Annotated in this window: 19 protein-coding genes and 1 pseudogene; 9 read left to right on the top strand and 11 right to left on the bottom strand. The window is 71.8% G+C overall.

Going from position 1 to position 22,831, the window contains the following annotated elements:
- Positions 1-160 precede the first annotated feature (160 nt).
- Positions 161-1,519, top strand: coding sequence for a hypothetical protein (locus ACLBXX_RS06020; RefSeq protein WP_447657277.1), 1,359 nt, complete (start codon positions 161-163; stop codon positions 1,517-1,519).
- Between the two features lie 63 nt (positions 1,520-1,582).
- Here the strand turns inward: ACLBXX_RS06020 and ACLBXX_RS06015 are convergent.
- From ACLBXX_RS06015 to mtrA, 6 genes and pseudogenes are all read right to left on the bottom strand, one after another.
- Positions 1,583-2,793, bottom strand: a pseudogene (locus ACLBXX_RS06015) (amidohydrolase family protein).
- 167 nt (positions 2,794-2,960) lie between these two features.
- Positions 2,961-3,620, bottom strand: coding sequence for a ribosome hibernation-promoting factor, HPF/YfiA family (hpf, locus tag ACLBXX_RS06010; protein WP_310289407.1), 660 nt, complete (start codon positions 3,618-3,620; stop codon positions 2,961-2,963).
- A gap of 122 nt (positions 3,621-3,742) precedes the next feature.
- Complete coding sequence (locus ACLBXX_RS06005) at positions 3,743-4,402, bottom strand: ComF family protein (RefSeq protein WP_447657289.1); 660 nt, start codon at positions 4,400-4,402, stop codon at positions 3,743-3,745.
- 96 nt (positions 4,403-4,498) lie between these two features.
- Positions 4,499-6,208 (bottom strand): LpqB family beta-propeller domain-containing protein, encoded by a 1,710-nt coding sequence (locus tag ACLBXX_RS06000; protein ID WP_447657276.1) that lies wholly within the window; start codon positions 6,206-6,208, stop codon positions 4,499-4,501.
- Positions 6,205-7,917, bottom strand: a complete 1,713-nt coding sequence (mtrB, locus tag ACLBXX_RS05995; protein ID WP_387147539.1) for an MtrAB system histidine kinase MtrB — start codon at positions 7,915-7,917, stop codon at positions 6,205-6,207. Before mtrB ends, ACLBXX_RS06000 begins: the two co-directional genes overlap by 4 nt.
- A gap of 6 nt (positions 7,918-7,923) precedes the next feature.
- Positions 7,924-8,604: an MtrAB system response regulator MtrA gene (gene mtrA / locus ACLBXX_RS05990; RefSeq protein ID WP_045297395.1), complete on the bottom strand. Its 681-nt coding sequence runs from the start codon at positions 8,602-8,604 to the stop codon at positions 7,924-7,926.
- Positions 8,605-8,847: 243 nt separating this feature from the next.
- On the opposite strand from mtrA, the gene ACLBXX_RS05985 reads away from it, so the two are divergent.
- The 6 genes from ACLBXX_RS05985 to aqpZ all read left to right on the top strand — a co-directional run bounded on the left by ACLBXX_RS05985 (position 8,848) and on the right by aqpZ (position 15,558).
- Entirely contained in the window at positions 8,848-10,410 is a 1,563-nt protein-coding gene (locus tag ACLBXX_RS05985) for a glycerophosphoryl diester phosphodiesterase membrane domain-containing protein (RefSeq protein ID WP_447657275.1), read from the top strand.
- Entirely contained in the window at positions 10,401-11,087 is a 687-nt protein-coding gene (locus tag ACLBXX_RS05980; protein ID WP_447657274.1) for a DUF4129 domain-containing protein, read from the top strand. Before ACLBXX_RS05985 ends, ACLBXX_RS05980 begins: the two co-directional genes overlap by 10 nt.
- Positions 11,084-12,277, top strand: a complete 1,194-nt coding sequence (locus ACLBXX_RS05975; protein ID WP_447657273.1) for a DUF4350 domain-containing protein — start codon at positions 11,084-11,086, stop codon at positions 12,275-12,277. Before ACLBXX_RS05980 ends, ACLBXX_RS05975 begins: the two co-directional genes overlap by 4 nt.
- Complete coding sequence (locus ACLBXX_RS05970; protein WP_447657272.1) at positions 12,274-13,290, top strand: AAA family ATPase; 1,017 nt, start codon at positions 12,274-12,276, stop codon at positions 13,288-13,290. Before ACLBXX_RS05975 ends, ACLBXX_RS05970 begins: the two co-directional genes overlap by 4 nt.
- 5 nt (positions 13,291-13,295) lie before the next feature.
- Positions 13,296-14,597, top strand: a complete 1,302-nt coding sequence (locus ACLBXX_RS05965; protein WP_447657271.1) for a DUF58 domain-containing protein — start codon at positions 13,296-13,298, stop codon at positions 14,595-14,597.
- 163 nt (positions 14,598-14,760) lie between these two features.
- Positions 14,761-15,558 (top strand): aquaporin Z, encoded by a 798-nt coding sequence (gene aqpZ, locus ACLBXX_RS05960; RefSeq protein WP_447657270.1) that lies wholly within the window; start codon positions 14,761-14,763, stop codon positions 15,556-15,558.
- Positions 15,559-15,641: 83 nt separating this feature from the next.
- On the opposite strand, the gene katG is transcribed toward aqpZ, so the two are convergent.
- The 3 genes from katG to ACLBXX_RS05945 all read right to left on the bottom strand — a co-directional run bounded on the left by katG (position 15,642) and on the right by ACLBXX_RS05945 (position 19,535).
- On the bottom strand, positions 15,642-17,951 hold the full coding sequence (gene katG, locus ACLBXX_RS05955; RefSeq protein WP_447657269.1) for a catalase/peroxidase HPI: 2,310 nt from the start codon (positions 17,949-17,951) through the stop codon (positions 15,642-15,644).
- A gap of 40 nt (positions 17,952-17,991) precedes the next feature.
- On the bottom strand, positions 17,992-18,477 hold the full coding sequence (locus ACLBXX_RS05950) for a Fur family transcriptional regulator (RefSeq protein WP_447657268.1): 486 nt from the start codon (positions 18,475-18,477) through the stop codon (positions 17,992-17,994).
- Positions 18,478-18,539: 62 nt separating this feature from the next.
- Positions 18,540-19,535, bottom strand: coding sequence for a stage II sporulation protein M (locus tag ACLBXX_RS05945; protein WP_447657267.1), 996 nt, complete (start codon positions 19,533-19,535; stop codon positions 18,540-18,542).
- A gap of 16 nt (positions 19,536-19,551) precedes the next feature.
- Here ACLBXX_RS05945 and ACLBXX_RS05940 point away from each other — a divergent pair, with 16 nt between their 5' ends.
- The gene (locus ACLBXX_RS05940) at positions 19,552-20,397 is read left to right on the top strand and encodes an RDD family protein (RefSeq protein ID WP_447657266.1); all 846 of its coding nucleotides are present in this window, start codon (positions 19,552-19,554) and stop codon (positions 20,395-20,397) included.
- 14 nt (positions 20,398-20,411) lie between these two features.
- On the opposite strand, the gene ahcY is transcribed toward ACLBXX_RS05940, so the two are convergent.
- Positions 20,412-21,911 (bottom strand): adenosylhomocysteinase, encoded by a 1,500-nt coding sequence (gene ahcY / locus ACLBXX_RS05935; RefSeq protein WP_447657265.1) that lies wholly within the window; start codon positions 21,909-21,911, stop codon positions 20,412-20,414.
- 46 nt (positions 21,912-21,957) lie between these two features.
- Positions 21,958-22,164 carry a DUF3499 family protein gene (locus ACLBXX_RS05930; protein ID WP_045301176.1) on the bottom strand — a complete coding sequence of 69 codons (207 nt, stop codon included), beginning with the start codon at positions 22,162-22,164 and terminating at the stop codon, positions 21,958-21,960.
- A gap of 204 nt (positions 22,165-22,368) precedes the next feature.
- On the opposite strand from ACLBXX_RS05930, the gene ACLBXX_RS05925 reads away from it, so the two are divergent.
- Positions 22,369-22,809 carry a metallopeptidase family protein gene (locus ACLBXX_RS05925; protein WP_201448807.1) on the top strand — a complete coding sequence of 147 codons (441 nt, stop codon included), beginning with the start codon at positions 22,369-22,371 and terminating at the stop codon, positions 22,807-22,809.
- Positions 22,810-22,831: the final 22 nt, after the last annotated feature.

Genomic DNA, 22,831 nt, shown 5'->3' with positions numbered 1-22,831 from the left:
GGAGGTGCCGCGAGGGACCCCAGGCACCCGGCCACGCGACGTGTGCGCTCATTCTGGGGCACGGCGGCGCGCCTGCGCCAGAGCCACGCTCTGCGCGAACAGTCAACGGTGGCGCCCGCTCGCCTCAGCCCGCTCCCAGCGGCCCCCGTAGGATCGATTCATGGCCGGATTCTGGGGCAGACGCAAGCGCGAGCAGGAAGAACTGAACACGCAGGACGCCGACCTGGCGCGGCGGGCGCAGCAGGCGCTGGTGGCCGCCGACGAGCGCATCCGCCTCACCAGCGACGAGCTGGCGTTCGCCGACGCCGAACTGGGTCCCGGGCCCACCAAGGAGCTGCGCGAGGCGCTCGAGTCGGTGCGCACGCACCTGCAGGAGGCGTTCCACCTGCACCAGCTCAACCACGACGAGATCCCCGACACCCCCGAGGAGCTGCGCACGCGCAACGCGCGCATCGCGCAGCTGTGCGAGTGGGCGGAAGACCTCCTCGACGACCGCACCGAGGCGCTCGCGGCGCCGATCGAGCGGGCGCGTCGCGCTCCCGAGATCATCGCGAAGGTGCGGGCGGATGCTGCGCGCCTGCGCCTGCGCCTGCCCGACGCCCGCTCCACCGTCGACCGGCTGGCCATCCGCTACTCGTCGCACGCGCTGTCGCAGATCGACGCGAACCCCGCCGAGGCGGCGCAGCTGCTCGGCTTCGCGGAGCACAGCGCCGGCGTCGCCGAGCGCCGCCGCGAGGCGGGTCAGCGCGAGCAGGCCAACATGGCGCTCGAGGCCTCGACCGAGTCCGTGCGGCGCGCCGAGACGCTGCTCGACGCGGTCGAGACGTTCGAGGTCGAGGCGCTGCGCGCCGAGTCGACGCTCGCCGCGATCGTCGAGGACTCCCGCGGCGACCTCGTCGTCGCGCTCAAGGAGCCGCACTCCCCCGCGGTGCAGACCGCGATCGAGGAGCTGCAGGCCGCCCTGGCGGCCCTGCCCGCCGCGGGCGTGAACACCGACCCCTTCGAGCAGCTCTCGCGACTGCGCGAGGCGAATGCGGGACTCGATGCCGCGATCGCGACCGCACGCGATCGCGCCGCCCGGCCCATCCCGCCCCTCGAGCACGTGCGTCACGCCATCGATGACGCCGACCGGCAGCTCGCCGTCTCGCGCGACGTGATCGCCGGGCACCGCGGGTGGATCGGCGCCGACGCGCGCACCCGGTTCGCCGAGGCCGAGCGCGTGCGCCTGGATCTCGACCGGTACCTCGGCTCATCGGCCGCCGCGGTCACCGCGATCGACGAGGACCACCGCGAGCAGGCGTTCGCGATGGCCCGCCGTGCGGCGTTCCTCGCGAGCGAGGCGCTGCAGCTGGCGCAGCGCGACATCGACGCCGCACGGCCCCAGCCCGACCAGTGGGGCGGACCGGGGTACGGTCAGCAGGGGTACGGCGGCGGCCGTCGCAGCGGTGGCTCCGACCTCATGGGCGGCATCCTGGGCGGGCTCGTGATCGGCAGCCTCCTCGACGGCATGTTCGACTGACGTCCCACCTCGTCGCGCCACCCCCGGTGCTCGCGCCACAAAACAGGCGGGACGGAGCCTGGGTCAGAGAGCGACGACCTCGAGGCCGTCGGCCACCACTCGCCCATCGTGGATCACCGTGCGGTCGACGCCGCGGTCCATGACCGCGCTCGTCGGCGTCTCGCCGTCGACGAGCACGAGGTCGGCGCGATCGCCGGCGGCCAGACCCGGGCGATCGCCCACGCCGGCGACGCGCGGCGAGGCGTGGCTCATGATCGAGGCACCGCCCATGGTGGCGACGGCGAGCGCGAGCTCGATGTGATCGTCGCGGCGGAAGCCGTTGACGAACGCGAGCTGCCACGTGCGGTCGAGCATGTCGCAGTTGCCGTACGGGCTCCAGTAGTCGCGCTGCCCGTCTTCTCCCAGGCCGACGCGCACGCCGGCGTCGACGAGATCGACCAGTCGCAGATGCCCGGTGGTCGACGGCGCGACCGTGGCCATGGCGATGTCGAGCTCGGCGAACTCCTCGATGAGGCGGCGGCTCACCGTCTCCGACACCGAGCCGAGGTCGTAGGCGTGCGACATCGTGACCTTGCCCTGCATGCCGAGGGCGCGGGTGCGCTCCAGCACGAGCTCGGTGCTGAACACGCCCAGGGCGCCGGGCTCGTGCAGATGGATGTCGATCTCGACCTGGTACTTCTCGGCGAGGCCGAACACGATGTCGAGGTGCGTGACCGGATCGCGGTCGAGCTGGCTGGGGTCGATCCCGCCCATGACATCGGCGCCCTGCTTGAGGGACTCCTCGAGGTACTCGACGGTGCCCGCCTCTCGCAGGATGCCGGCCTGCGGGAACGTCATGATCTGCACGTCGGCGTGGTCGCGGAAACGCTCCTTCGCCGCGAGCACGGAATCGAACTTCTCGAGCTTGCAGTCGACGTCGACCTGCGCGTAGGTGCGCACGCGCGTGGTGCCCCTGCGATCATCTGCTCGAGGGTGCCCGCGACGATCTCGGCGTGCGGCACATCGGTGTTCCGCCAGTTGTTCCGGTCGTTGAGCATCATGCCCCACACTCCGGGCGCGCCCGTGTGAGGGCGGAACGGCAGCCCGATGCGCGAGGAGTCGAGGTGAACGTGCACGTCGCTGAACGACGGCAGGAGGAGCCGGCCACGGCCGTCGACGTCGTCCGCGCCCGCCGGAGCATACGTGTCGTGGGTACGGATCTCGGCGATGCGGCCGCCCTCGATGACGATGTCGGCGGGCTCGGCGCCCCACGGGCGCGCGTTGCGGATGATCACGTGTGGTGCCTCTCGACGGATGAGCGGATGCCGCGGCCGGACCGGCGCGACGTGTCGATGGTATACCGAATACCATTGCCACTCCGACGGGGCCGCGGCATCCGTTCTCGTCCGGAGATGCACGAGGGGTGCGGCTGCCGGAGCAGCCGCACCCCTCGGAGTACGTGTCAGGACGCCAGTTCGTCCGGCTGCGTCTGCGTGGTGAGCGAGATCACGCCGTAGTCCCAGCCCTTGCGGCGGTAGACGACGCTCGGGTGGTCGGTGCGGGCGTCGATGAAGAGGAAGAAGTCATGGCCGACCAGTTCCATGCGGTCGACGGCCTCCTCCACCGACATCCATTCGGGGTGGAACTCCTTCGTGCGGATGACGACGGGCGTGTAGCCCTCTTCCTCCTCGTTGCCCGTGATGATGGGGATCTCGCCGGTGGCGACGGCGCGGAGCACGTCGACGGATGCGGGCTGCAGATCGATCCCCTGGAGCGCGCCGCTGCCCTTCTCGAACTTGGCGCCGCGGGGGTGGTTGCGCGCGTCGACGCGCTTGTCCTTCGCGCGGCGCAGCTGCTCGCACAGCTTGTCGACCGCGAGGTCGAGGGCGGTGAACTTGTCGCCGTCCGTCGCCTCGGCCCGGATGACGGGCCCCTTGCCGTTGACGGTGAGTTCAACGGTCTCATCCTCCATGCGACCGTTGTGATACGCCCGGTGCGTGACCTTGACCTCCACGCGTTGAGCGCGGGGCGCGAGGTTCTCGATGCGGAGGGCCTTCTCCTCGACGACACCGCGGAAGCGATCTGTGATCCCCACTCCCACGCCGACGATGCTGGTTTCCATCCTTGACCTCCTTGTTCCGGTCCGCCCGGCCAAGGGCGGACCATCAGTCGCCTTGTCACCCCCACGCTAGCCGGGCGTTCGGACTCTGTCACCTGTGAGTTTCGATTGCGTCGGGAAGCCGTTCACCGACCCGTGGGACGCCTCCGCGGAGTGGCTGCGACGGTGATCGCCGCCACCACGTCGGCGCCCTCCGCACGCAGTGCGCGGACCGCTTCGGCGAGGCTCGCACCGGTCGTCACGACGTCGTCGACGACCACGACCCGCCGCCCCGCGCCGCCCGTGGCCACGAGGCTCTGCGCGACGTTCCGCGCCCGGGCGTCCCGGTCGAGCCCGCGCTGATCCCCGGTAAGACGGGCGTACCGGAGCAGTCGGCTCGGCCGCCGGCCGATGCGACGCACGAGCAGATCGGGCACGCGGTAGCCGCGTCGGCGATACGCCTGGCGCGAGGTCGGCAGGGGCACGCACACGGCGTCTTCGGCACCGGCGTGGACCAGCGCCGCCGCGAGCGCCAGGGCGAGTGCTTCGGCCAGGCTCGTGCGCCCTTCCTCCTTGATCGCGCGCAGGACGCGCGCCGCGACCCCCTCGAAGGCCAGGCCGCTCCACACCGCGACAGAGCCGCCCGGGGCCTCGATGAGCTGCCTCCGGGGGTCGGGAGCGAGGGCGAGCGCACAGCGCTCGCAGAGGGCGACGTCGGGCTCGTCGCACCCCGCGCACGAGACGGGAAGCAGGAGCGCCAGCGCATCGGCGCACGCCTCCCGCACGGCGACGAGGATCTCCGGCATCACCGCCTCAGCATCTCGGAGTCGCGCTGTGGTGTCGGCTCCCGCATCCCGGATCGGTGGACCACCGGCGCCGGCACAGCCCTGGGGAGGAACCCCCTACTGCGGCGCGCCCTGCTGGGTCGCGAGGACCCCGATCCCCGTCGCGGTGGGCTGCCAGCTCGTGCCGCGCTTGACATAGAGCGTGCCGTCCTCGGCCCGCAGCCGCAGACTCGAGATCCCGCTTCCCCCGGCGATCGAGGCCATGGCCGACGGTGCCGTCGAGGTGGAGGTCGGCGCGCCGACGACCTGCTCGATGACCGTCGAGTCGGCGTCGGCGCCGCTGGTCAGCACGCCGACCGAGACGTCGTCGATCCACGTGACGCCGATCCGCGTGACGCCGACCACCGCACCACCCGCGACGGCGAGCTGCAACGGCTGACCGAGGCGCACCGGGGTGATGTCGTCGCGGATGACACCGGCCACCGACACCACCGAGCGCCCGCCCGCGCTCACCACGGCGGCCAGGCGCGTACCGTCTCGCGACAGCGCCATGCCGGCGATGGCGGTTCCTTCACCCCACGCGTCGGCGACCTCGATCACATCGCCGTTCGGCAGGTACGCCCGCAGCGCAGCCGGGTCGTCCTGAGGAACACTCCACACGATCCCGTACTGGTCGATCACCGGATCGACCAGTCCCGGCCGCGTGTCCAGCACCTCGGGCTCGGTGCCGGCGGAGTTCAGCCGCACGACCGCTCCCGAGGCGAGGCGCGCTGCGGCGAGGTCCCGCTCGGCCCCGACCTGCACGCTCAGCGGCGACGCAGCTTCGACGGCAGCCGAGAGGCCGGGGATCTTGTCGATCTCGTCGCCCGTGAGGAATCCGAATCCGGCCTGCGTCAGCACCAGGGGCGTGGCCGGCACGCGGGTGGAGCGCACGGCGACGGGCTGCGCCTCGATCGGGGCGGAGTCCACGGTCATCACGACCTCGGCCACGCCGGCGGCCCGCAGGCTCTCTTCGAGCTGCGTGAGCATGCGATTGCGGTCGTCGCTGCTCGCGGCCAGCATCGCGTCGCCCTTGAGGGCGACGTCGGAGACGCCCGCGTCCGCCGTGGGCACCACCGCGACCTCCGACACCCCGTCGGGGAACGCGGTCTCCACCGACTCCTCCAGCCACTCGCTCTTGGGCTTGTTCACGAGCGCGTTGGCGATGCTCCCCGCCGCCTTCGTCACCGCGAACCACCGGACGTCGGGCACGAGGTACTGGTACGACGGGTCGAAGTACATCAGCGGATAGCGGTGGAACACCTGCGGGAACTGCGCCTCGTCGAGCCAGATGCCGTCGGGCGCCTCGGTGATGCGCCATTCGCCGTCGTCCTGCTGTTCGAGGCGGAAGGTCCAGCTCGCCGGCGACAGGTCGGCTCGCTGATAGGCGCCCTTGTCGTCGACCGAGCCCACGACCTCCGATGCGAAGTCGACGACGCCCTCGCCGGTCTCGACGTAGTCCCTCTCGGCTCGCTCATCCACGATCACCTGGGCGTCGGGGTTCCAGGTGCCACGCAGTGACGGTGCCAGGAACTCCTGGGCCACGGCCCAGTTGCCCAGGACGCCCGGGCCGGATCCGGCATCGATGAACCCCTCGACAATCTGCTGCGGCGTGGCACCCGGCTGCGGCCGGTTCGGGATGAACACGACGTTCTGCGATCCGTTGCCGGTGTTGCCGTTCTCGAGCCCGTACTCCGGAGGCCCGCTCGTGGGAAAGCCCGCGCAGCCGGTCACGACGACCGCGCACAGCGCGAGGATGAGGGCCAGGATGCCGCGTACCCGGGTCATGCGGATCCTCCTCGGGTGCCGGCATCCGTGTCGGTCGCGGCGCCCGGCGGCAGATCGATCGGTGTGGTGAGGCCGAGGTCATCGAGGGCGGCGACCGCGTCGTCGCCCGGATCGACGGGGATCGGCGACTCCCCCGCGAGCGGCACCGCCTGTCTCGGGAGGGTGAGGACGAAGTTCGTGCCGCGGCCGACCTCGGACCACACCGCCAGTTCGCCGCCGTGGAGCTTCGCGTCGCCGAGCGCGATCGACAGGCCGAGGCCCGTGCCGCCGATCGTGCGCTTGCGCGAGGGATCGGCGCGCCAGAATCGGTCGAAGACGTGCTCGACGTCCTCGGGTTTCATCCCCATGCCGTAGTCGCGCACGCCGATGGCGACCGCCTGCTGGTTGCTGTCCACACTGACCACGATGGGTCGGCCCTCGCCGTGCTCGATCGCGTTGCCGAGCAGGTTGCGCACCACGCGGCGCACGCGCCGTGGGTCCATGTCCACGGGGGAATATCCCCCCGGCGCCACCAGGCGGACGTCGGTGCCATGCTGCTCCGCGAGCTGCTGCATCGAGCCGATCACGTCTTCCGCGAGGTGGGCGAGGCTCGTCGGCTCGAGTTCGAGCTGGACGGAGCCCGCGTCGTACCGGCTGATCTCGAGGAGGTCGGTGAGGAGGGTCTCGAATCGCTGCACCTGCGCATTCAGCAGCTCGGCCGCGCGTGCGGTGGCCGGATCGAAGTCCTCGCGCTGGTCGTTGATCATGTCGGCGGCGAGGCGGATCGTCGTCATCGGGGTGCGCAGCTCGTGCGACACGTCGGAGACGAAGCGCTGCTGCACGAGCGAGAGGTCGGCGAGCTCCTTGATCTGCGACTCCATGCTGTCGGCCATGGCGTTGAACGACCGGCCGAGCGTCGCGAGCTCGTCCTCGCCGCGCACCTCCAGACGCACGTCGAGGCGCCCGGACGCGAGCTTGGCGCTGGTGTCGGCGGCCTCGCTGATCGGGGTCGTCACGGATCTCAGCACGAACCACGCGATGCCGCTGATCAGGAGGACGAGACCGATGCCGACCACCCACAGGGTCCGCTGCACGAACGTGAGCGTCTCCGGGGCGTTGGCGAGGTCGTAGGCGAGATACAGCTCGTACGACGCGACGTTGTCGATCGTGAGCTGCTGGCCCACGAGGATCCCGGGGACCGTGGAGTCGTCACCGACGGGAAGCGCGACGGGCTGCCAGATCTGCTGGTCGGGGTTGGTGCGCACGAGTGCCCGCATCGGAGGGGTCAGCAGCTCGTTCATCACCTCTTCGTTGGTGCTGAAGTCCTGCGGCGCGTTGGGCACGAGGGGGCCGATGCGGTAGGCGCCGACGATGGTGGCCGACGACTGGTCGCGGAGCGCCGTGAACGCCAGGGTCATGACGTTCTGCAGCTGGATGGAGTCGTTCTGCACCGAGGCGTCGAGGGTCCGCTGCGCCGCGGCGCGCGCCTGCTCGGCGTCGATCAGCACCTGGTCCTTGCGGGAGGCGAACAGGTCGTTCTGGATGGCGAGGGCCATCCACACGCACGCGATCACGACGGCGAGCGCCGTGAGGCCGATCGTGACGAGGATCGTGCGGAACCGGAGCGAGCGCCGCCAGAGGCCCGCGATGTCCCCCGGCCATGCCCGCCAGAGGCGCCACCACCGGACGCGGGCGCGCGCCGGCGTCACGGCCGTGATGGGCGCGGTCATGGCCGTCTAGACGACGGCGCCGGCGCGGTATCCGACACCGCGCACGGTCGTCACGATCTTGGGGTTGTCGGGGTCCTTCTCGACCTTCGCCCGCAACCGCTGCACGTGCACGTTCACCAGGCGCGTGTCGGCCTTGTAGTGGTAGCCCCACACCTGCTCGAGCAGCATCTCGCGCGAGAACACCTGCTGCGGCTTGGATGCCAGGGCGACGAGCAGCTCGAATTCGAGGGGCGTCAGGGCGATCGGCCCGTCGCCGCGGCGCACCTCGTGCGCGGCGACGTCGACGGTGAGGTCGCCGATCCGCAGCGAGTCGTTCGCCGGCTGGCTCGCCGGGCGCAGCCGGGTGCGGATGCGGGCGACGAGCTCCTTCGGGTTGAACGGCTTGACGATGTAGTCGTCGGCGCCCGACTCGAGGCCCTTCACGACATCGGCGGTGTCGGTGCGGGCGGTGAGCATGATGATCGGGATGCCGGACTCCGCGCGGATCCGGGTGCAGATCTCGATGCCGTCCATGCCCGGCAGCATCAGGTCGAGGAGGATGAGGTCGGGGCGCTCGGTGCGCCACGCGTCGACGGCCTCGGCACCGTCCGCGCAGAAGACCGTCTCGAATCCCTCCGTGCGCAGCACGATCCCGATCATCTCGGCAAGGGCGGTGTCATCGTCGACCACCAGGATGCGTGAAGTCATCGCGCGCGTTCGTTCCTTCTGTCCAGGCGCAGAGGACGACGTGCGCGTCCCCGTGCGCTTCCCACAGAGTAGTCGACCAGGGCTGTGGACCGGCCGAAGCTCGCCCGAACGGACACCGAGAGGCTCATCCACACGGCGGCTGCGGCATCCTTCCGATGTGGAACGATAGGGGCAAGCGCCGTCCTGAGGGCGCGGCCGACGCGCCGCACAGCCCACGACGCGCCGCCGACCGAGAGGGGAATCGTGTCCGCATACCCGGCCTGGACGCCGGCGTCACGCCCCGGGATCATCCCGCTGCACCCGCTGTCGTTCGGCATGATCCTGGGCCGCTCGTTCTCGGCCCTCCGGCAGAACCCGCGCGTGCTGCTGGGATTCGCGCTCGTCGTGCAGACGCTCGCGTACATCGTCGTCCTCGGCGGTGTGCTCGCCATCGGGTGGGCGTCGTTCTCGCGCCTCGACACACTGCGGCCGGGCACCGAGGAGTACGCCACCGTCATGGCGGGGTCGATCGCGCTCACCGCCGTCGCCGGCATCGTGCTGTCGCTCGCAGCGGGCGCGCTCAGCGTCATCGTGCAGGGCATCGTCGTCGTCGAGGTGACGCACGCGGCCGTCGCCGAGAAGCAGACCCTCGGCGCGCTCTGGCGTCAGGTCAAGCCGATCGCGTGGCGCCTCATCGGCTACTCGCTGCTCGTCGTCCTGGCGGTCGTCGCGGTCGTCGCGGTGGTCGTGCTGGGGATCGTCGGCATCGCGATCGCGGCACCGCCGGCGGCGATCCTGCTGACGGTCCTCGTGATCCTCGCCGCGATCCCCCTCACGTGGTGGCTGATGATCAAGCTCCTGCTGGTGCCGGCCGCCATCATCGTCGAGCACGCCACGATCCTCCAGGGGCTGTCGCGCTCATGGACCCTCACGCGCCGGCGCTTCTGGCCGGCCCTCGGCATCATCATCGTGATCAGCGTCATCTTCGCCGCCGTCGCGCAGGTCGTGAGCCTGCCGATGAGCTTCCTCTCGATGGGGCTGACGACGATCATCGCCCCCACAGGCGATCCCGAGCCGACGGCCATCATCGGCTTCATCGCCGCCACCCTCCTCACGCAGGTGCTCACGCTGCTCCTGCAGTCCGTCGCCGTCGTCGTGCAGTCGACCGCGACAGCTCTCATCTACATCGACTGCCGCATGCGCCGGGAAGGGCTCGACCTCGACCTGCTCGCGTACGTGGAGCGCCGGGATGCCGGCGCCACCGCCCTCGCGGATCCGTACCGCGAGCACATCGGGCGCGAGATCGCGCCGCGGGGCGTTCCCGGGGCATACCCGGCGCCCGGTTACGCGCCGTACCCGCCCGGATACGCGACCCCGGGGTACCCGCCGGCGGGCGCGGTGTTCTCCACCGCACCGGCGCAGCCGGGTTACGGGCCACCCGCAGGGTACGGCGCCCAGCCGGGCTACGGCGTGCCGACCGGGTACGGCGCCCAGCCGGGCTACGGCGTGCCGCCCGGCTACGGCGCACCGGCCCAGCCGGGTTACGGCGCGCCGACCGGGTACGGTGCACCGGCGCAGCCTGTGTACGGCGCCCCGGCGCCGCCTGCCCACGGTGCGCCTGCGCAGCCGGCGAACGGTGCGCCCGCGCAGCCGGCGTACGGAGCACCCGCCGACCGCCCCGCAGCCCCGGCGCCCGCGCAGCCGCCTGTCGCTCCGCCCCCCGCAGACTCCGCCACCCCGGCGCCCGCGGACGAGCCCTCCCCCACCCGCTGGACCGCCCCCGGCGCCGCACCCGACGGCGCCGACCGCGAGTCGCCGTGGGCCTGATCCCCGCCGCTCTGCGCGCACTCGCGCGCGCGTCCGACGCCGTCCCGCCGCTCACGCCGGACGGTGACGAAGCGCGGCGGTGGGCGGAGCAGGAGCTGTCGGACCCGGCCTACGACATCGCCGAGCCGACGCCGTTCGACCGCATCGCGCGCGCCGTCGGCGACTTCATCGCGTCGCTGTTGAACCCGGACCTCTCGGGCGGCTGGGGCTCGACGTTCGCGCTCGTCGCCGCGATCGTCGTCGCGGTCGTCATCGTCGCGGCGTTCCTGCTGTGGGGCGTGCCGCGGGTGACTCGGCGTGCCGCCTCGCGGACGCCGCTGCTGTTCGGCGAGGCCGAGCACCGCTCCGCCGCCGAACTCCGGGCGGCCGCCGCCGAGCGCGCCCGCGCGGCGGACTGGGACGCGGCGATCGTGCTGCGCTTCCGCGCCCTCGCCCGCGGCTGCCTCGAACGCGGTGTCGTCGACCCGCCGCCCGGCGCGACCGTGCACGCCTTCGCTCGAGCCGCCGGCGCGGCCTTCCCCGCGCTCGAGCCCCGGCTCGAAGCCGCGGCCACCGCGTTCGACGACGTCCGGTACCTGCGGCGTCCCGGGAGCGAGGACCTCTACCGCCTCGTCGAGTCCGCCGACGACGCCGTCGTCGCGGCCCGCCCGGTCATCGGCGAGGAGGTCTCCGCGTGACCACAGCGACGGCGACCCCGCGGGAGACGTCGACTCCGGATGCTGCACCCCGGCGCGGCCGCCGGATCGCGGCGTGGGTCTCGATCGGGCTCGCGCTGCTCGTGATCGGCGGGATCGGCGGTGCGGTGTCGGCGGCGAACCAGTGGGCGCAGCGCGACGCGCTCGACCCGGACTCGACCGGCCCCGGCGGCACCCGCGCGCTCGCCGAGATCCTGCGCGACCACGGTGTCGACGTGCGAGTGGTGCGAGATCGCGCGGCCGCATCGGAGATTCTGGGCACGGTGCCCGCAACCCTCGTCCTCCCGGACGCGCCGGCGCTCTCGGACGAGGCGATCGCCGACCTCGCCGCCGACGCGACCGACATCGTGCTCATCGAGCCACGTGCCCGCACGCTCGATCTCCTGCTCCCGGGCTCCGCGCCCGCGGGGGTCGCCCCCGACACGGCGATCGAGCCCGACTGCGATGTCGACGCGGCGCTGCGCGCCGGTGCCGTCGCCCCGGGGGCGCTGTACAGCGCGGGCGATGCCGAGGCGTGCTACCCGGCGGAGGCCGGCTCCGCGCTCCTCGTGCGTTCCGCCGATGACGGCCACGTCGCCGCGATCGACGCCCGGCCGCTCTTCGCCAACGAGCACCTCGCCGAGAACGGCAACGCCGCGCTCGCGGTGAACCTGCTGGGGCGGCATCCACTCGTCGTCTGGTACGTCCCGAATCCCGGCGACACCGACCTGGCGAACGCGAACCCCTCGCTCGGCGACCTCACGCCGCCCTGGGTGAGCGCGGTCATCGTCCTCCTCCTGATCGCGGGCGTCGCCGCGGGGGTCTGGCGCGGCCGCCGGTTCGGACCGCTCGTCGCGGAGACCCTGCCCGTGACGGTGCGCGCTTCAGAGACGACCGAGGGCCGCGCCCGCCTCTACGCGCGCGCCGGCGATCCGCTGCACGCGGCGGACCGCCTGCGCATCGGCGCGCTGCGGCGCATCGCCGCCCTCCTCGGCCTCGGCGCGAACGCCGCCGCCCCCGAGATCGCCGACGCCGCCGCGGGCCGCACCGGGCTCGACCGGAGGATGGCGCGCGGCATCCTGATCGACGACATCCCCCGTAGTGACGCGGATCTCGTCGCCCTGAGCACACGCTTGAGAGATCTCGAGGACGCCGTGCGCACGGCCGTCCGCCCCGAAAGGAGTCCCCGATGACGGACACGCCCGCCACCGCGAGCACCGAGGCGCCCCCCGCGACGGACCGCCCACCCCTCGACGACGCCGCGCTGCGCGAGGCGATGAACCGCGTCCGCCTGGAGGTGGGCAAGGCCGTGGTCGGGCAGGACGGCACGGTGACGGGCCTGCTGATCGCCCTGCTGTCGCGTGGTCACGTGCTCCTCGAGGGGGTGCCCGGCGTCGCGAAGACGCTCCTCGTCCGGGCGTTCTCGACGGCGCTGGGTCTCGACACGAAGCGCATCCAGTTCACGCCCGACCTCATGCCGGGCGATGTCTCGGGGTCGCTCGTGTATGACGCGAAGACCGGCGAGTTCGAGTTCCGCGCGGGCCCGGTCTTCACCAACGTCGTGCTCGCGGACGAGATCAACCGCACGCCGCCCAAGACGCAGGCGGCTCTGCTCGAGGCGATGGAGGAGCGCCAGGTCTCGACCGACGGCGTGACCCGTCCCCTCCCCGACCCGTTCCTCGTCGCGGCCACCCAGAACCCCATCGAGCATGAGGGCACCTACACGCTGCCCGAGGCGCAGCTCGACCGGTTCCTGCTGAAGCTCATCGTGGAGGTGCCCGCACGGGACGCCGAGCTCGCGGTGCTGCGTCGCCACGCGAGCGGATTCGACCCGCGCGACCTCGCGGGCGCGGGACTGCGCCGTGCGGCGAGCGCCGACGAGATCCGGGCGGCACAGCGGGCCGCGGCATCCGTCACCGTCTCGGACGACGTGCTCGGCTACGTGGTGGATCTCGCGCAGGCCACGCGCCGGAGCCCTTCGGTGCAGCTCGGGGTGAGCCCGCGTGCGGCGACCGCGCTGCTCGCGGCATCGAAGGCGTGGGCATGGCTGGGCGGGTACCCGGCGATCACGCCGGACCATGTGCAGACGATGCTGCTGCCGACGTGGCGCCATCGGATCCGCCTGCGGCCCGACGCCGAGCTCGAGGGCGTGTCCGTCGACGCCGTGCTGGGTTCCGTTCTGCAGCAGACCCGCGTCCCGATCTGAGCCCCATGTACGTCACCGGTCGTCTGCCGCTGCTCCTCGCCGTCGGGGCGCTGCCTGTCGTGCTGCTCTCGGTGGCGGGCGTCGACGCATGGATCGCAGCTGCGGGGTGGGTGCTGCTGTGCCTCGTCGCGATGCTCGGCGACGCCGCGGCGGCACCGGACCCCCGCGGGATCGTGGTGACGCGAAGGATGCCGGGGCGCGTGCTCCTCGGCCAGCCCGTGGTCGCCGAACTCGTCCTGCGCAACGGCGGCGAGCGCACCATGCGGGGCCGCGTCCGCGACGCGTGGCAGCCGACTGCGGGAGCTCCGGCGGAACGGCCGGCCGTCGACATCCCGCCCGGCGAGGCCCGGACCATCGCCGTCCCGCTGCTCCCCCGCCGCCGTGGCGAGCTGCGCTCACGCTTCGTCGTCGTACGGTCCGACGGACCCCTGCGCCTCGCCGGACGCCAGGCCCGCCTCGACGAGCCCGGCGCCGTGCGCGTCCTGCCGCCCTTCACGGCGCGACGCCACCTTCCTTCGCGCCTGGCCCGGCTGCGCGAGCTCGACGGCAACACCAGCGTGCAGGTGCGCGGTCAGGGCACCGAGTTCGACAGCCTGCGCGAGTACGTGCGCGGCGACGACGTGCGATCGATCGACTGGCGTGCGACGGCGCGGGCCAGCACGACCATGCTGCGCACGTGGCGCCCCGAGCGCGACCGGCACGTCGTGATCGTGATCGACACCGGGCGCACGGCGGCCGCGCGCGTCGGCGACGGCGTGCGGATGGATGCCGCGATGGAGGCCGCTTTGCTGCTCGCGGCCCTCGCGACTCGAGCAGGCGACCACGTGCACCTGCTGATGTTCGACCGCACGATCCGCGCCCGCGTCACACGCGTGGACGGACCCGGCCTGCTGCCCGCGCTGGTGGACGCGATGGCGCCCGTCGAACCGCAGCTGATCGACACCGACTGGGATGCCGCGTTCGCGCAGGTGCGCGCGCTCACCTCCCGCCCGTCCCTGGTGGCGCTCCTGACCGCGCAGGACGCAGCCGAGGCGGCGCGCGGCTTCCTCGGGTCGCTGCCCGCCCTCGCGCGCGGAGCGCACGTGCTGGTCGGCACGGTCACAGACGAACGGGACGAGCTGCCGGATCGCCCCGACGCCGCGGACGTGTACCGTGCCGCCGCAATCGAGCAGAGCGCCCACGACGCCGCCGTCGTCGCGGCGGCGATCAGCCGGGCCGGAGGCGAGGCGATCGCCGCGACGCCCGAGGACATGCCGCCGCGCATCGCCGACCGCTACCTCGCGCTGAAGGCCGCCGGTCGTCTCTGAGAGGTCGCGGCGCAGCATCCGGCAGCGCGAACGGGTGGCAACCACCGCCTGAACCGCCGGGGAAACTTGTGGAGATCAGGCGTTATACGGGGACACTCCGCGCGCGGTTCCTGGGAAACCGCTGAACATGCCGCTAGCCTCGCGGCGAGGAAAGGAGTCCGCCATGTCGGATACCACCATCCCGCCCACCACGGTGAACAGGCTCGTCGCGGAGGCACTGGGAACGTTTCTGCTCGTCTTCGGCGGTGTGGGTGCGGCGCTTTTCGCGGCCAACTTCCCGGCCGGCGACGAGGGCAACCCGCTGGGCATCGCCTTCGTCGGCGTCTCGCTCGCGTTCGGTCTGACGGTCGTTGCGGGCGCCTATGCGTGGGGGCCGATCTCGGGCGGCCACTTCAACCCCGCCATCACGCTCGGCCTCGCCGCGGCCGGCCGCTTCGAGTGGAAGAACACGATCGGCTACATCATCGCGCAGGTGATCGGCGGCGCCCTCGGCACGACGCTCATCGTGCTGATCGGCATCTTCGGCACCGACAACTGGCTCGCCAACGCCCAGGACAGCGGCTTCGCCTCCAACGGCTACGGCACCGGGGAGTTCGGCTCGCCGGGCGGCTTCGAGCTGGGCGCGGCGATCATCGCCGAGGTTCTGCTGACGGCGATCTTCGTGCTCATCATCCTCGGCGTCACCCACTCGACACGGGGCACCGCGGCGCTCGCGCCGCTCGCGATCGGCCTCACGCTGACCCTCATCCACCTGATCTCGATCCCGATCGACAACACGTCGGTGAACCCGGCCCGTTCGATCGCCGCCGCGATCTACGGCGGCCCCGGTCCGCTGTCGCAGCTCTGGGTGTTCATCGTGTTCCCGATCGTCGGCGGCCTCATCGCCGGCGTCCTGCACCGCGCGCTCTTCGAGCCCAAGGGCACGCTGCCCCCGGTGCAGGCCGAGGCGCGCGTCAAGTAGTCCCGGCCCGCACCCACCGCGAAGAGCGGCCCGCCCCCTTCCGGGGACGGGCCGCTCTTCTGCTTTCTGCGGGTCGGCAGGTCTCAGACGAGGTCGAACCGGTCGAGCTCGGTGACCTTGCCCCAGGCCTTGACGAAGTCGCGCACGAACTTCTCGTTCGCGTCGTCCGAGGCGTAGACCTCTGCGACGGCGCGCAGCTCCGAGTTCGACGAGAACAGCAGGTCGACGCGCGTGCCGATGCCGACGGGCGCGCCCGACCCGTCCTTGACGCCCGCGAAGGCGTGCGCACCCGGGTCGAGCGGCTTCCAGGTGGTGCCGAGGTCGAGCAGGTTCACGAAGAAGTCGTTCGTGAGCTCGCCCTTGCGTTCGGTGAACACGCCGTACTCCGAGCCGTCCCAGTTCGCACCGAGGACGCGCAGGCCGCCGACGAGCACCGTCAGCTCCGGCGCGCTCAGTGTGAGCAGGTTCGCACGGTCGATGAGGTGGTGCTCCTCGGGCATGAACGCCTGCGGTCCGTAGTAGTTGCGGAATCCGTCGGTGGTCGGCTCGAGGAACGCGAACGAGGTCACGTCGGTCTGCTCCTGCGTGGCGTCGGTGCGGCCCGGGTGGAAGACCACCTCGGCGTCCACGCCGGCGTCCTTCGCCGCCTTCTCGACCGCCGCGTTGCCCGCGAGCACGATGAGGTCGGCCAGCGACACCTTCTTGCCGTCGGTGCGGCCGTCGTTGAACGAGGCCTGGATCTGCTCGAGCTTCGCGAGCACCGTGGCGAGCTGGGCGGGCTTGTTGACCGCCCAGTCCTTCTGCGGGGCGAGGCGGATGCGGGCGCCGTTGACGCCACCGCGCTTGTCGCTGCCGCGGAACGAGGATGCTGCCGCCCACGTGGTCTCGACGAGCTCCGACACGCTCAGCCCGCTGTCGAGGATCTGCGCCTTCAGCGCCGCCGCGTCCGCCGCGTCGATGAGCTCGTGGTCGACCGCGGGCACGCGGTCCTGCCACAGCAGCTCCTCGGCGGGGACCTCGGCGCCCAGGTAGCGCTCGATCGGGCCCATGTCGCGGTGGGTGAGCTTGAACCAGGCGCGCGCGAACGCGTCGGCGAACGCCTCGGGGTCGTCCTTGAACTTCCGCGAGATCGCGTCGTAGGCGGGATCGGTGCGCAGGGCCAGGTCGCTCGTGAGCATGCGGGGCTCGCGACGGCCGTTCGAGTGCGCCATGGGCACCATGTCGGCACCGCCGCCGTTGATCGGGCGCCACTGGTGACCGCCGCCCGGGCTGCGCATGAGCTCCCACTCGTAGGCGTAGAGGATGTGGAAGAACTCGTTGTCCCACCGCGTCGGGTGGTAGGTCCACGTCACCTCGAGGCCCGACGTGATGGTGTCGTCGCCGTGGCCGGTGCCGTGGCCGTTCTTCCAGCCGAGACCCTGCTCCTCGAGGCCGGCGGCCTCGGGGTTGTCGCCGACGTTCGTGTCGGGCGCGGCGCCATGGGTCTTGCCGAAGGTGTGACCACCGGCGATGAGCGCGACGGTCTCCTCGTCGTCCATCGCCATGCGGCCGAACGTCTCACGGATGTCGCGCGCCGACTTCAGCGGGTCGGGCTCGCCGTTCGGGCCCTCCGGGTTCACGTAGATGAGGCCCATCTGCACGGCGGCGAGCGGGCGCTCGAGGTCGCGGTCGCCCGAGTAGCGCTCGTCGGCGAGCCAGGTGGTCTCGGGACCCCAGTACACGTCGGCGTCCGGCTCCCACACGTCGGCACGGCCACCGGCGTAGCCGAAGGTCTCGAAGCCCATCGACTCGAGCGCCACGTTGCCCGCGAGGATCATGAGGTCGGCCCACGACAGCGACTGGCCGTACTTCTTCTTGACCGGCCAGAGGAGGCGGCGCGCCTTGTCGAGGTTGACGTTGTCGGGCCAGCTGTTCAGCGGTGCGAAGCGCTGCTGACCGGCGCCGCCGCCGCCGCGGCCGTCGGTCACGCGGTACGTGCCGGCGCTGTGCCACGCCATGCGGATCATGAGCGGGCCGTAGTTGCCGAAGTCGGCGGGCCACCAGTCCTGCGACGTGGTGAGGGTCTCGGCGATGTCGGCCTTGACCGCGGCCAGGTCGAGCGACTCGAAGGCCGCCTTGTAGTCGAAGTCCTCACCGAGCGGGTTGGCGACCGCCGGGTTCTTGGCGAGGATCTTGAGGTTCAGCTGGTTCGGCCACCAGACGCTGTTGGCGTTGCCGGTGGTCGGATGCGGCTGGCCGCCGTGGATGACGGGGCAGCCCTCGGTCTCGTTCGGGCGCGGGCGGGTCTCGCCGTCCTCGCGCTCGTCGACCGGGGTGTCGATCGGGGTGACCGCCTGATCGGCGTCGGTCGGGTTCTCACCGATCTCCGGGATCGTGTCGTTGGTGTCGGTCATGGCTTCCTTCCAATCGGATGGGCTGGGGAATCGGACAGGATCAGGATGCTGCGGCCTCGGCCCGCGCGCCGGGCGCGGCGTCTGCCGCGGCCGCGCACGCGGGGCACACGCCCCAGAAAGTCACCTCGGCCACCTGCACCGCGTAGCCGTGCGCGTCGGCGGGCGTGAGGCACGGTGCCGCGCCGACGACGCAGTCGACGTCTTCGACGGCGCCGCACTGCGAGCAGATGAGGTGGTGGTGGTTGTCGTCGACGCGCAGCTCGAACAGGCCAGGGCGGCCCGCGGGCTCGATGCGGCGCGCGAGGCCGGCGTCGACGAAGTCGCCGAGGGCGTTGTACACCGACTGCAGGCTCGTGGCGGGAAGCGTCCGGGCGACGACGGAGAACAGCTCGTCGGCGCTCGCGTGGGGGCGCTCGATCAGCGCATCGACGACCGCGCGCCGCGAATCGGTGACCCGCAGTCCCGCGGCACGCAGTCGCGCCGCCGTGTCGACGGCGCGCGCATCGACGTCGGTGTGCGGGGTCATACCCTGAGCTTAGCGTTGTTTTGAGTAACTCAAAACAGTGATATGCGGCATCCGTCTCGGGGTCAGCCCGCGACGAGCGTCGGGGTGCCCGCCTCGTACTCGGTGAGGTCGCCGCTCTCCCCCAGCCGGTGCGCACGTCGGCCGACCACGAGCATGTAGACGAGGAACAGGGCGAGCGCCGCCGCGCCGATGCCGATCTTGACCGGCCAGGGCCAGGGCTGCGCCGTCACGAAGCCCTCGATGACGCCCGACACGCCCAGCGCGATCACGAGGCCGATCGCGATCGTCGCGAGGGACCGACCCGCCGACGCGAGCGCTTCTCCGCGCGAGCGCGGGCCGGGGGCGACCCAGGCCCAGAAGATCTGCAGCCCCGCGGCGCCGGCGACGAAGATGCACGTGAGCTCCAGCAAGCCGTGCGGGAGGATGTACAGCACGAACACGTCGCCGCGGTCGAACGCCGCCATGATCGCCGCAGCGGTGCCGACGCCGACCGCGTTCTGCACGAGCACCATGACCGGCCAGATGCCGGTGATGCCGAACAGCACGCACTGCGCGGCGATCCAGGCGTTGTTGGTCCACACCGTGCCGGCGAACACGGCCGCGGGGTTCTCGCTGTAGTAGTCCGTGAACTGGTTCTCGGCGTACTTCTCGAGCTGCGCCTGACTTCCGAGGCTCGCGATCAGGGCAGGATCACCGGAGACCCACAGCGCGACGACGACCATCACGATGACGAAGCCGACCGCGATCGCGAGCGTGGTCCACCGCACGCGGTACAGCGCGGCGGGCAGCTGCAGCGCGAAGAAGCGCGGGATCTGGCGCGTGACATTCTCGGGCGCGCCCGTCAGTCGCAGCCGGGCGCGGCCCAGCATGGTCGAGATGTGGTCGCCCTGGACGCTGCGGCCCGCCGATGTCTTCGCATCGGCGAGGTCGGCGGAGGCCGCGCGATACCGGGTGACGAGCTCGTCCACCTCTGCGCCCGAGAGGCGACGTGCGCGGCTGAGCTCGTCGAGACGCGCCCACTCCTCGCGCCGAGCCGCCGTCAGCGCGTCGAGGTCCATGCGCTTTACTGTAGCCATGCCCGCCGTAGAGCCCGCCATCGTCGACATCCACCAGGACGAGGTGCTCACCGGCGAGGCCGTCGCGCTCGACGTGCAGCCGCTCGGCTTCTTCATGCGCGCACTCGGGGTGATCATCGACATGATCCTCGGCGTCGTGGTCTTCCTGCTGCTGGTGTGGGCCATCACCTGGCTCGCGGGCATCGGCGCCGTGGACGAGGCGGTGATGCCGATCCTCACGATCGTGCTGCTCGTGCTCGTCATGGTGGTGATCCCGACCGTCGTCGAGACCACCAGCCATGGGCGCAGCCTCGGCAAGCTCGCCGTCGGCGGCCGCATCGTGCGGGCCGACGGCGGCGCCTCGGGCTTCCGTCACGCCTTCATCCGCGCCCTCGTGGGCGTGTTCGAGCTGTGGTTCACGGTGGGCGCCGTCGCTGCGCTCGTCGGCGCCTTCACCCCTCGGTCGCAGCGCCTCGGCGACCTCCTCGCGGGAACCTACTCCGAGCGCACGCGCACGCCGCGCCTCCCCGACCCGCAGCTCGGGATCCCGCCTCAGCTCGCCGAATGGGCAGCCGTCGCGGACGTCGCGCGACTCCCCGAACGCCTCTCCCGGCGCCTGGCTCAGTTCGCCCGATCGGCGGCGAGCATGGAGCCCACCGCACGCGCGCGGGTCGCAGCATCCCTCGCCCGAGAAGCCGCCGAGCACGTCTCACCGGTGCCGTCCGTCGACCCCGAGACGTTCCTCATCGGGGTCGTCGCGGTCCGCCGCGAGCGCGAGCTGCGGGCACTGCGGCTCGAGACCGCGCGCGCTGACGCGCTCGCGGGCCCGGTGTCGGCGCCGCCCCGCGGCTTCCCCGAGCGCTGAGCCGGGGACCGCACTCAGTAGCGGTAGTGCTCCAGCTTGTACGGGCCCTCGACCGGCACGCCGATGTACGACGCCTGCTCGGGGGTGAGCTCGGTGAGCTGCACGCCGAGCGCGTCGAGGTGGAGGCGCGCGACCTTCTCGTCTAGGTGCTTGGGGAGCACGTAGACCGCGGCCGGGTACTCGTCGCGCTTCGTGAAGAGCTCGAGCTGAGCGAGGACCTGATTCGTGAACGACGCGCTCATGACGAACGACGGGTGGCCCGTCGCGTTGCCCAGGTTCAGCAGACGGCCTTCGCTCAGCACCAGCACGCTGCGCCCGTTCGGAAGGCGCCACTCGTGCACCTGGGGCTTGATCTCGATCTTCTCGACCCCCGGGAGGGACTCGAGGCCCGCCATGTCGATCTCGTTGTCGAAGTGGCCGACGTTGCCGACGATCGCGAGGTGCTTGAGCTTGAGCAGGTCGTCGACGGTCACGACGTCCTTGTTGCCGGTGCCGGTGATGACGATGTCGACCTCGCCGGCGACGTCGTCCAGGCGCGCGACCTGGTAGCCGTCCATCGCGGCCTGCAGCGCGCAGATCGGGTCGACCTCGCTGACGATGACGCGCGCCCCCTGCCCGCGCAGCGCCTCGGCGGCGCCCTTGCCCACGTCGCCGTAGCCGCACACGAACGCGACCTTGCCGCCCATCAGCACGTCGGTGGCGCGGTTGATGCCGTCAGGGAGCGAGTGGCGGATGCCGTACTTGTTGTCGAACTTCGACTTCGTCACCGAGTCGTTGACGTTGATCGCGGGGAACAGCAGATCGCCGGATGCTGCGAGCTCGTAGAGGCGGTGAACGCCCGTGGTGGTCTCCTCCGTGACGCCGAGGAGGCCCTCCGCCATGCGCGTGAAACGCTGCGGGTCGCGCGCGAGGCTGGCACGCAGGGTCTCGAGGACGATGCGGTACTCGACGGAGTCGTCGGCCGCAGCATCCGGAACCGAACGCTCCTTCTCGAACTCGACGCCCTTGTGGACGAGGAGGGTCGCATCGCCGCCGTCGTCGAGGATCATGTTGGGGCCGTCGTAGCCCTCGGCGGTCCAGTCGAAGATGCGGTCGGCGAGGCGCCAGTACTCCTCGAGAGTCTCGCCCTTCCACGCGAAGACCGGGACGCCGGCGGGGGCCTCGACGGTGCCGGTCGGTCCGACGACGACGGCCGCGGCTGCTTCGTCCTGCGTGGAGAAGATGTTGCAGCTCGCCCAGCGCACCTGCGCGCCGAGGGCTACCAGCGTCTCGATGAGCACCGCGGTCTGCACCGTCATGTGCAGCGACCCCGCGATGCGGGCGCCCTTCAGCGGCTGCGATGCCCCGAATTCCTCCCGCAGCGCCATGAGCCCCGGCATCTCGTTCTCGGCGAGGCGCAGCTGATGGCGCCCCGCTTCCGCGAGGGAGAGGTCGGCGACCTCGTACTCGAAGCCCTCGCGGGACTCGGTGACCTCGGTGGCGGCAGGCGTGGCGACGGGCGTGTGGGTCGGCATCCGCCCATTCTCCCACGCCCGTCGCGGGCCCAGGAGAAGTGCAGGATCAGGCCCGCAGGGTCTCGTGCCTGACCACGACCCAGCCCTTGGGCACGGAGAGGCGGTCGGTGTGGATCGCGCAGAGGTCGTGGGCGTGCGGATCGCCGGCGGCGCCGAGCGGACCGAGAGCCGCCATCTGGTCGCCGTAGTCGTAGGTGAGCGTGGACACCGCCTCACGGGCGCATCCGACCTTGGAGCAGACTCTCTCGCGCATCGGGTAGACGCTATCGCGCACGGCCGACACGGGGACGGATGCCGCGCCGCAGCGTCTCCGGCAGACCCTGCTCTGCGCACCCGGTGAGGGCGCGTCCTCAGCTGAGGACTGCTGCCGAGATGCGGACCGGATCTCGGCGCGTCGGCCCGCACTCCGGCCACGCTCCTCAGCTGAGGACGTGGCCACGCGACCTAGGATGGAGGCATGGCGTGGCGTCGGAGCAAGACCAGCGAGCGCGCGCCGCGGCGCGCATCCCGTCACGGACGCCACGGACGCGAAGGGCGCAGCTCCGTGGTCCGCCCGCCGCTGCCCCCGCTCGACACCCGCGTCGACCGGTTCGACCTGTCGGTCGGCACCGCTGCCGAGTTCCTGCGCTCGGCGTGGCCGGAGCTGCGCGACGTCCGCTTCGAGGTCGCAGACATGCCCGCCGCGACCGACGACGACGGAATCCCCCGGTGGACGGTGCTGCCCGACGCGGGCCGCATCATCCTCTACCGTCTGCCGATCGAGCGCCTCAGCCACATGCATCGCGACGACGAGCTGCACCGGCGCATGCTGGTGGAGGGTGCCGTCTTCCGCGCGGCGGCCGAGTACCTCGACCGCGACCCGTGGGACCTCGGGCCGGAGCGCTTCAGGTACTTCTGACTCCCCCGGGTCCGACTCCCGG

It is taken from the genome of Microbacterium sp. C23T, from assembly GCF_053345975.1.
This window is presented reverse-complemented; position numbering and strand designations above follow the sequence as displayed.

Bases quoted from the DNA above. Each gene is read 5' to 3' on its own strand.
- ACLBXX_RS06020 (WP_447657277.1), top strand. From the start codon at position 161: ATGGCCGGATTCTGGGGCAGACGCAAGCGCGAGCAGGAAGAACTGAAC.
- hpf (WP_310289407.1), bottom strand. From the start codon at position 3,620: ATGGAAACCAGCATCGTCGGCGTGGGAGTGGGGATCACAGATCGCTTC.
- ACLBXX_RS06005 (WP_447657289.1), bottom strand. From the start codon at position 4,402: ATGCCGGAGATCCTCGTCGCCGTGCGGGAGGCGTGCGCCGATGCGCTG.
- ACLBXX_RS06000 (WP_447657276.1), bottom strand. From the start codon at position 6,208: ATGACCCGGGTACGCGGCATCCTGGCCCTCATCCTCGCGCTGTGCGCG.
- mtrB (WP_387147539.1), bottom strand. From the start codon at position 7,917: ATGACCGCGCCCATCACGGCCGTGACGCCGGCGCGCGCCCGCGTCCGG.
- mtrA (WP_045297395.1), bottom strand. From the start codon at position 8,604: ATGACTTCACGCATCCTGGTGGTCGACGATGACACCGCCCTTGCCGAG.
- ACLBXX_RS05970 (WP_447657272.1), top strand. From the start codon at position 12,274: ATGACGGACACGCCCGCCACCGCGAGCACCGAGGCGCCCCCCGCGACG.
- ACLBXX_RS05965 (WP_447657271.1), top strand. From the start codon at position 13,296: ATGTACGTCACCGGTCGTCTGCCGCTGCTCCTCGCCGTCGGGGCGCTG.
- aqpZ (WP_447657270.1), top strand. From the start codon at position 14,761: ATGTCGGATACCACCATCCCGCCCACCACGGTGAACAGGCTCGTCGCG.
- katG (WP_447657269.1), bottom strand. From the start codon at position 17,951: ATGACCGACACCAACGACACGATCCCGGAGATCGGTGAGAACCCGACC.
- ACLBXX_RS05950 (WP_447657268.1), bottom strand. From the start codon at position 18,477: ATGACCCCGCACACCGACGTCGATGCGCGCGCCGTCGACACGGCGGCG.
- ACLBXX_RS05945 (WP_447657267.1), bottom strand. From the start codon at position 19,535: ATGGACCTCGACGCGCTGACGGCGGCTCGGCGCGAGGAGTGGGCGCGT.
- ACLBXX_RS05940 (WP_447657266.1), top strand. From the start codon at position 19,552: ATGCCCGCCGTAGAGCCCGCCATCGTCGACATCCACCAGGACGAGGTG.
- ahcY (WP_447657265.1), bottom strand. From the start codon at position 21,911: ATGCCGACCCACACGCCCGTCGCCACGCCTGCCGCCACCGAGGTCACC.
- ACLBXX_RS05930 (WP_045301176.1), bottom strand. From the start codon at position 22,164: ATGCGCGAGAGAGTCTGCTCCAAGGTCGGATGCGCCCGTGAGGCGGTG.
- ACLBXX_RS05925 (WP_201448807.1), top strand. From the start codon at position 22,369: ATGGCGTGGCGTCGGAGCAAGACCAGCGAGCGCGCGCCGCGGCGCGCA.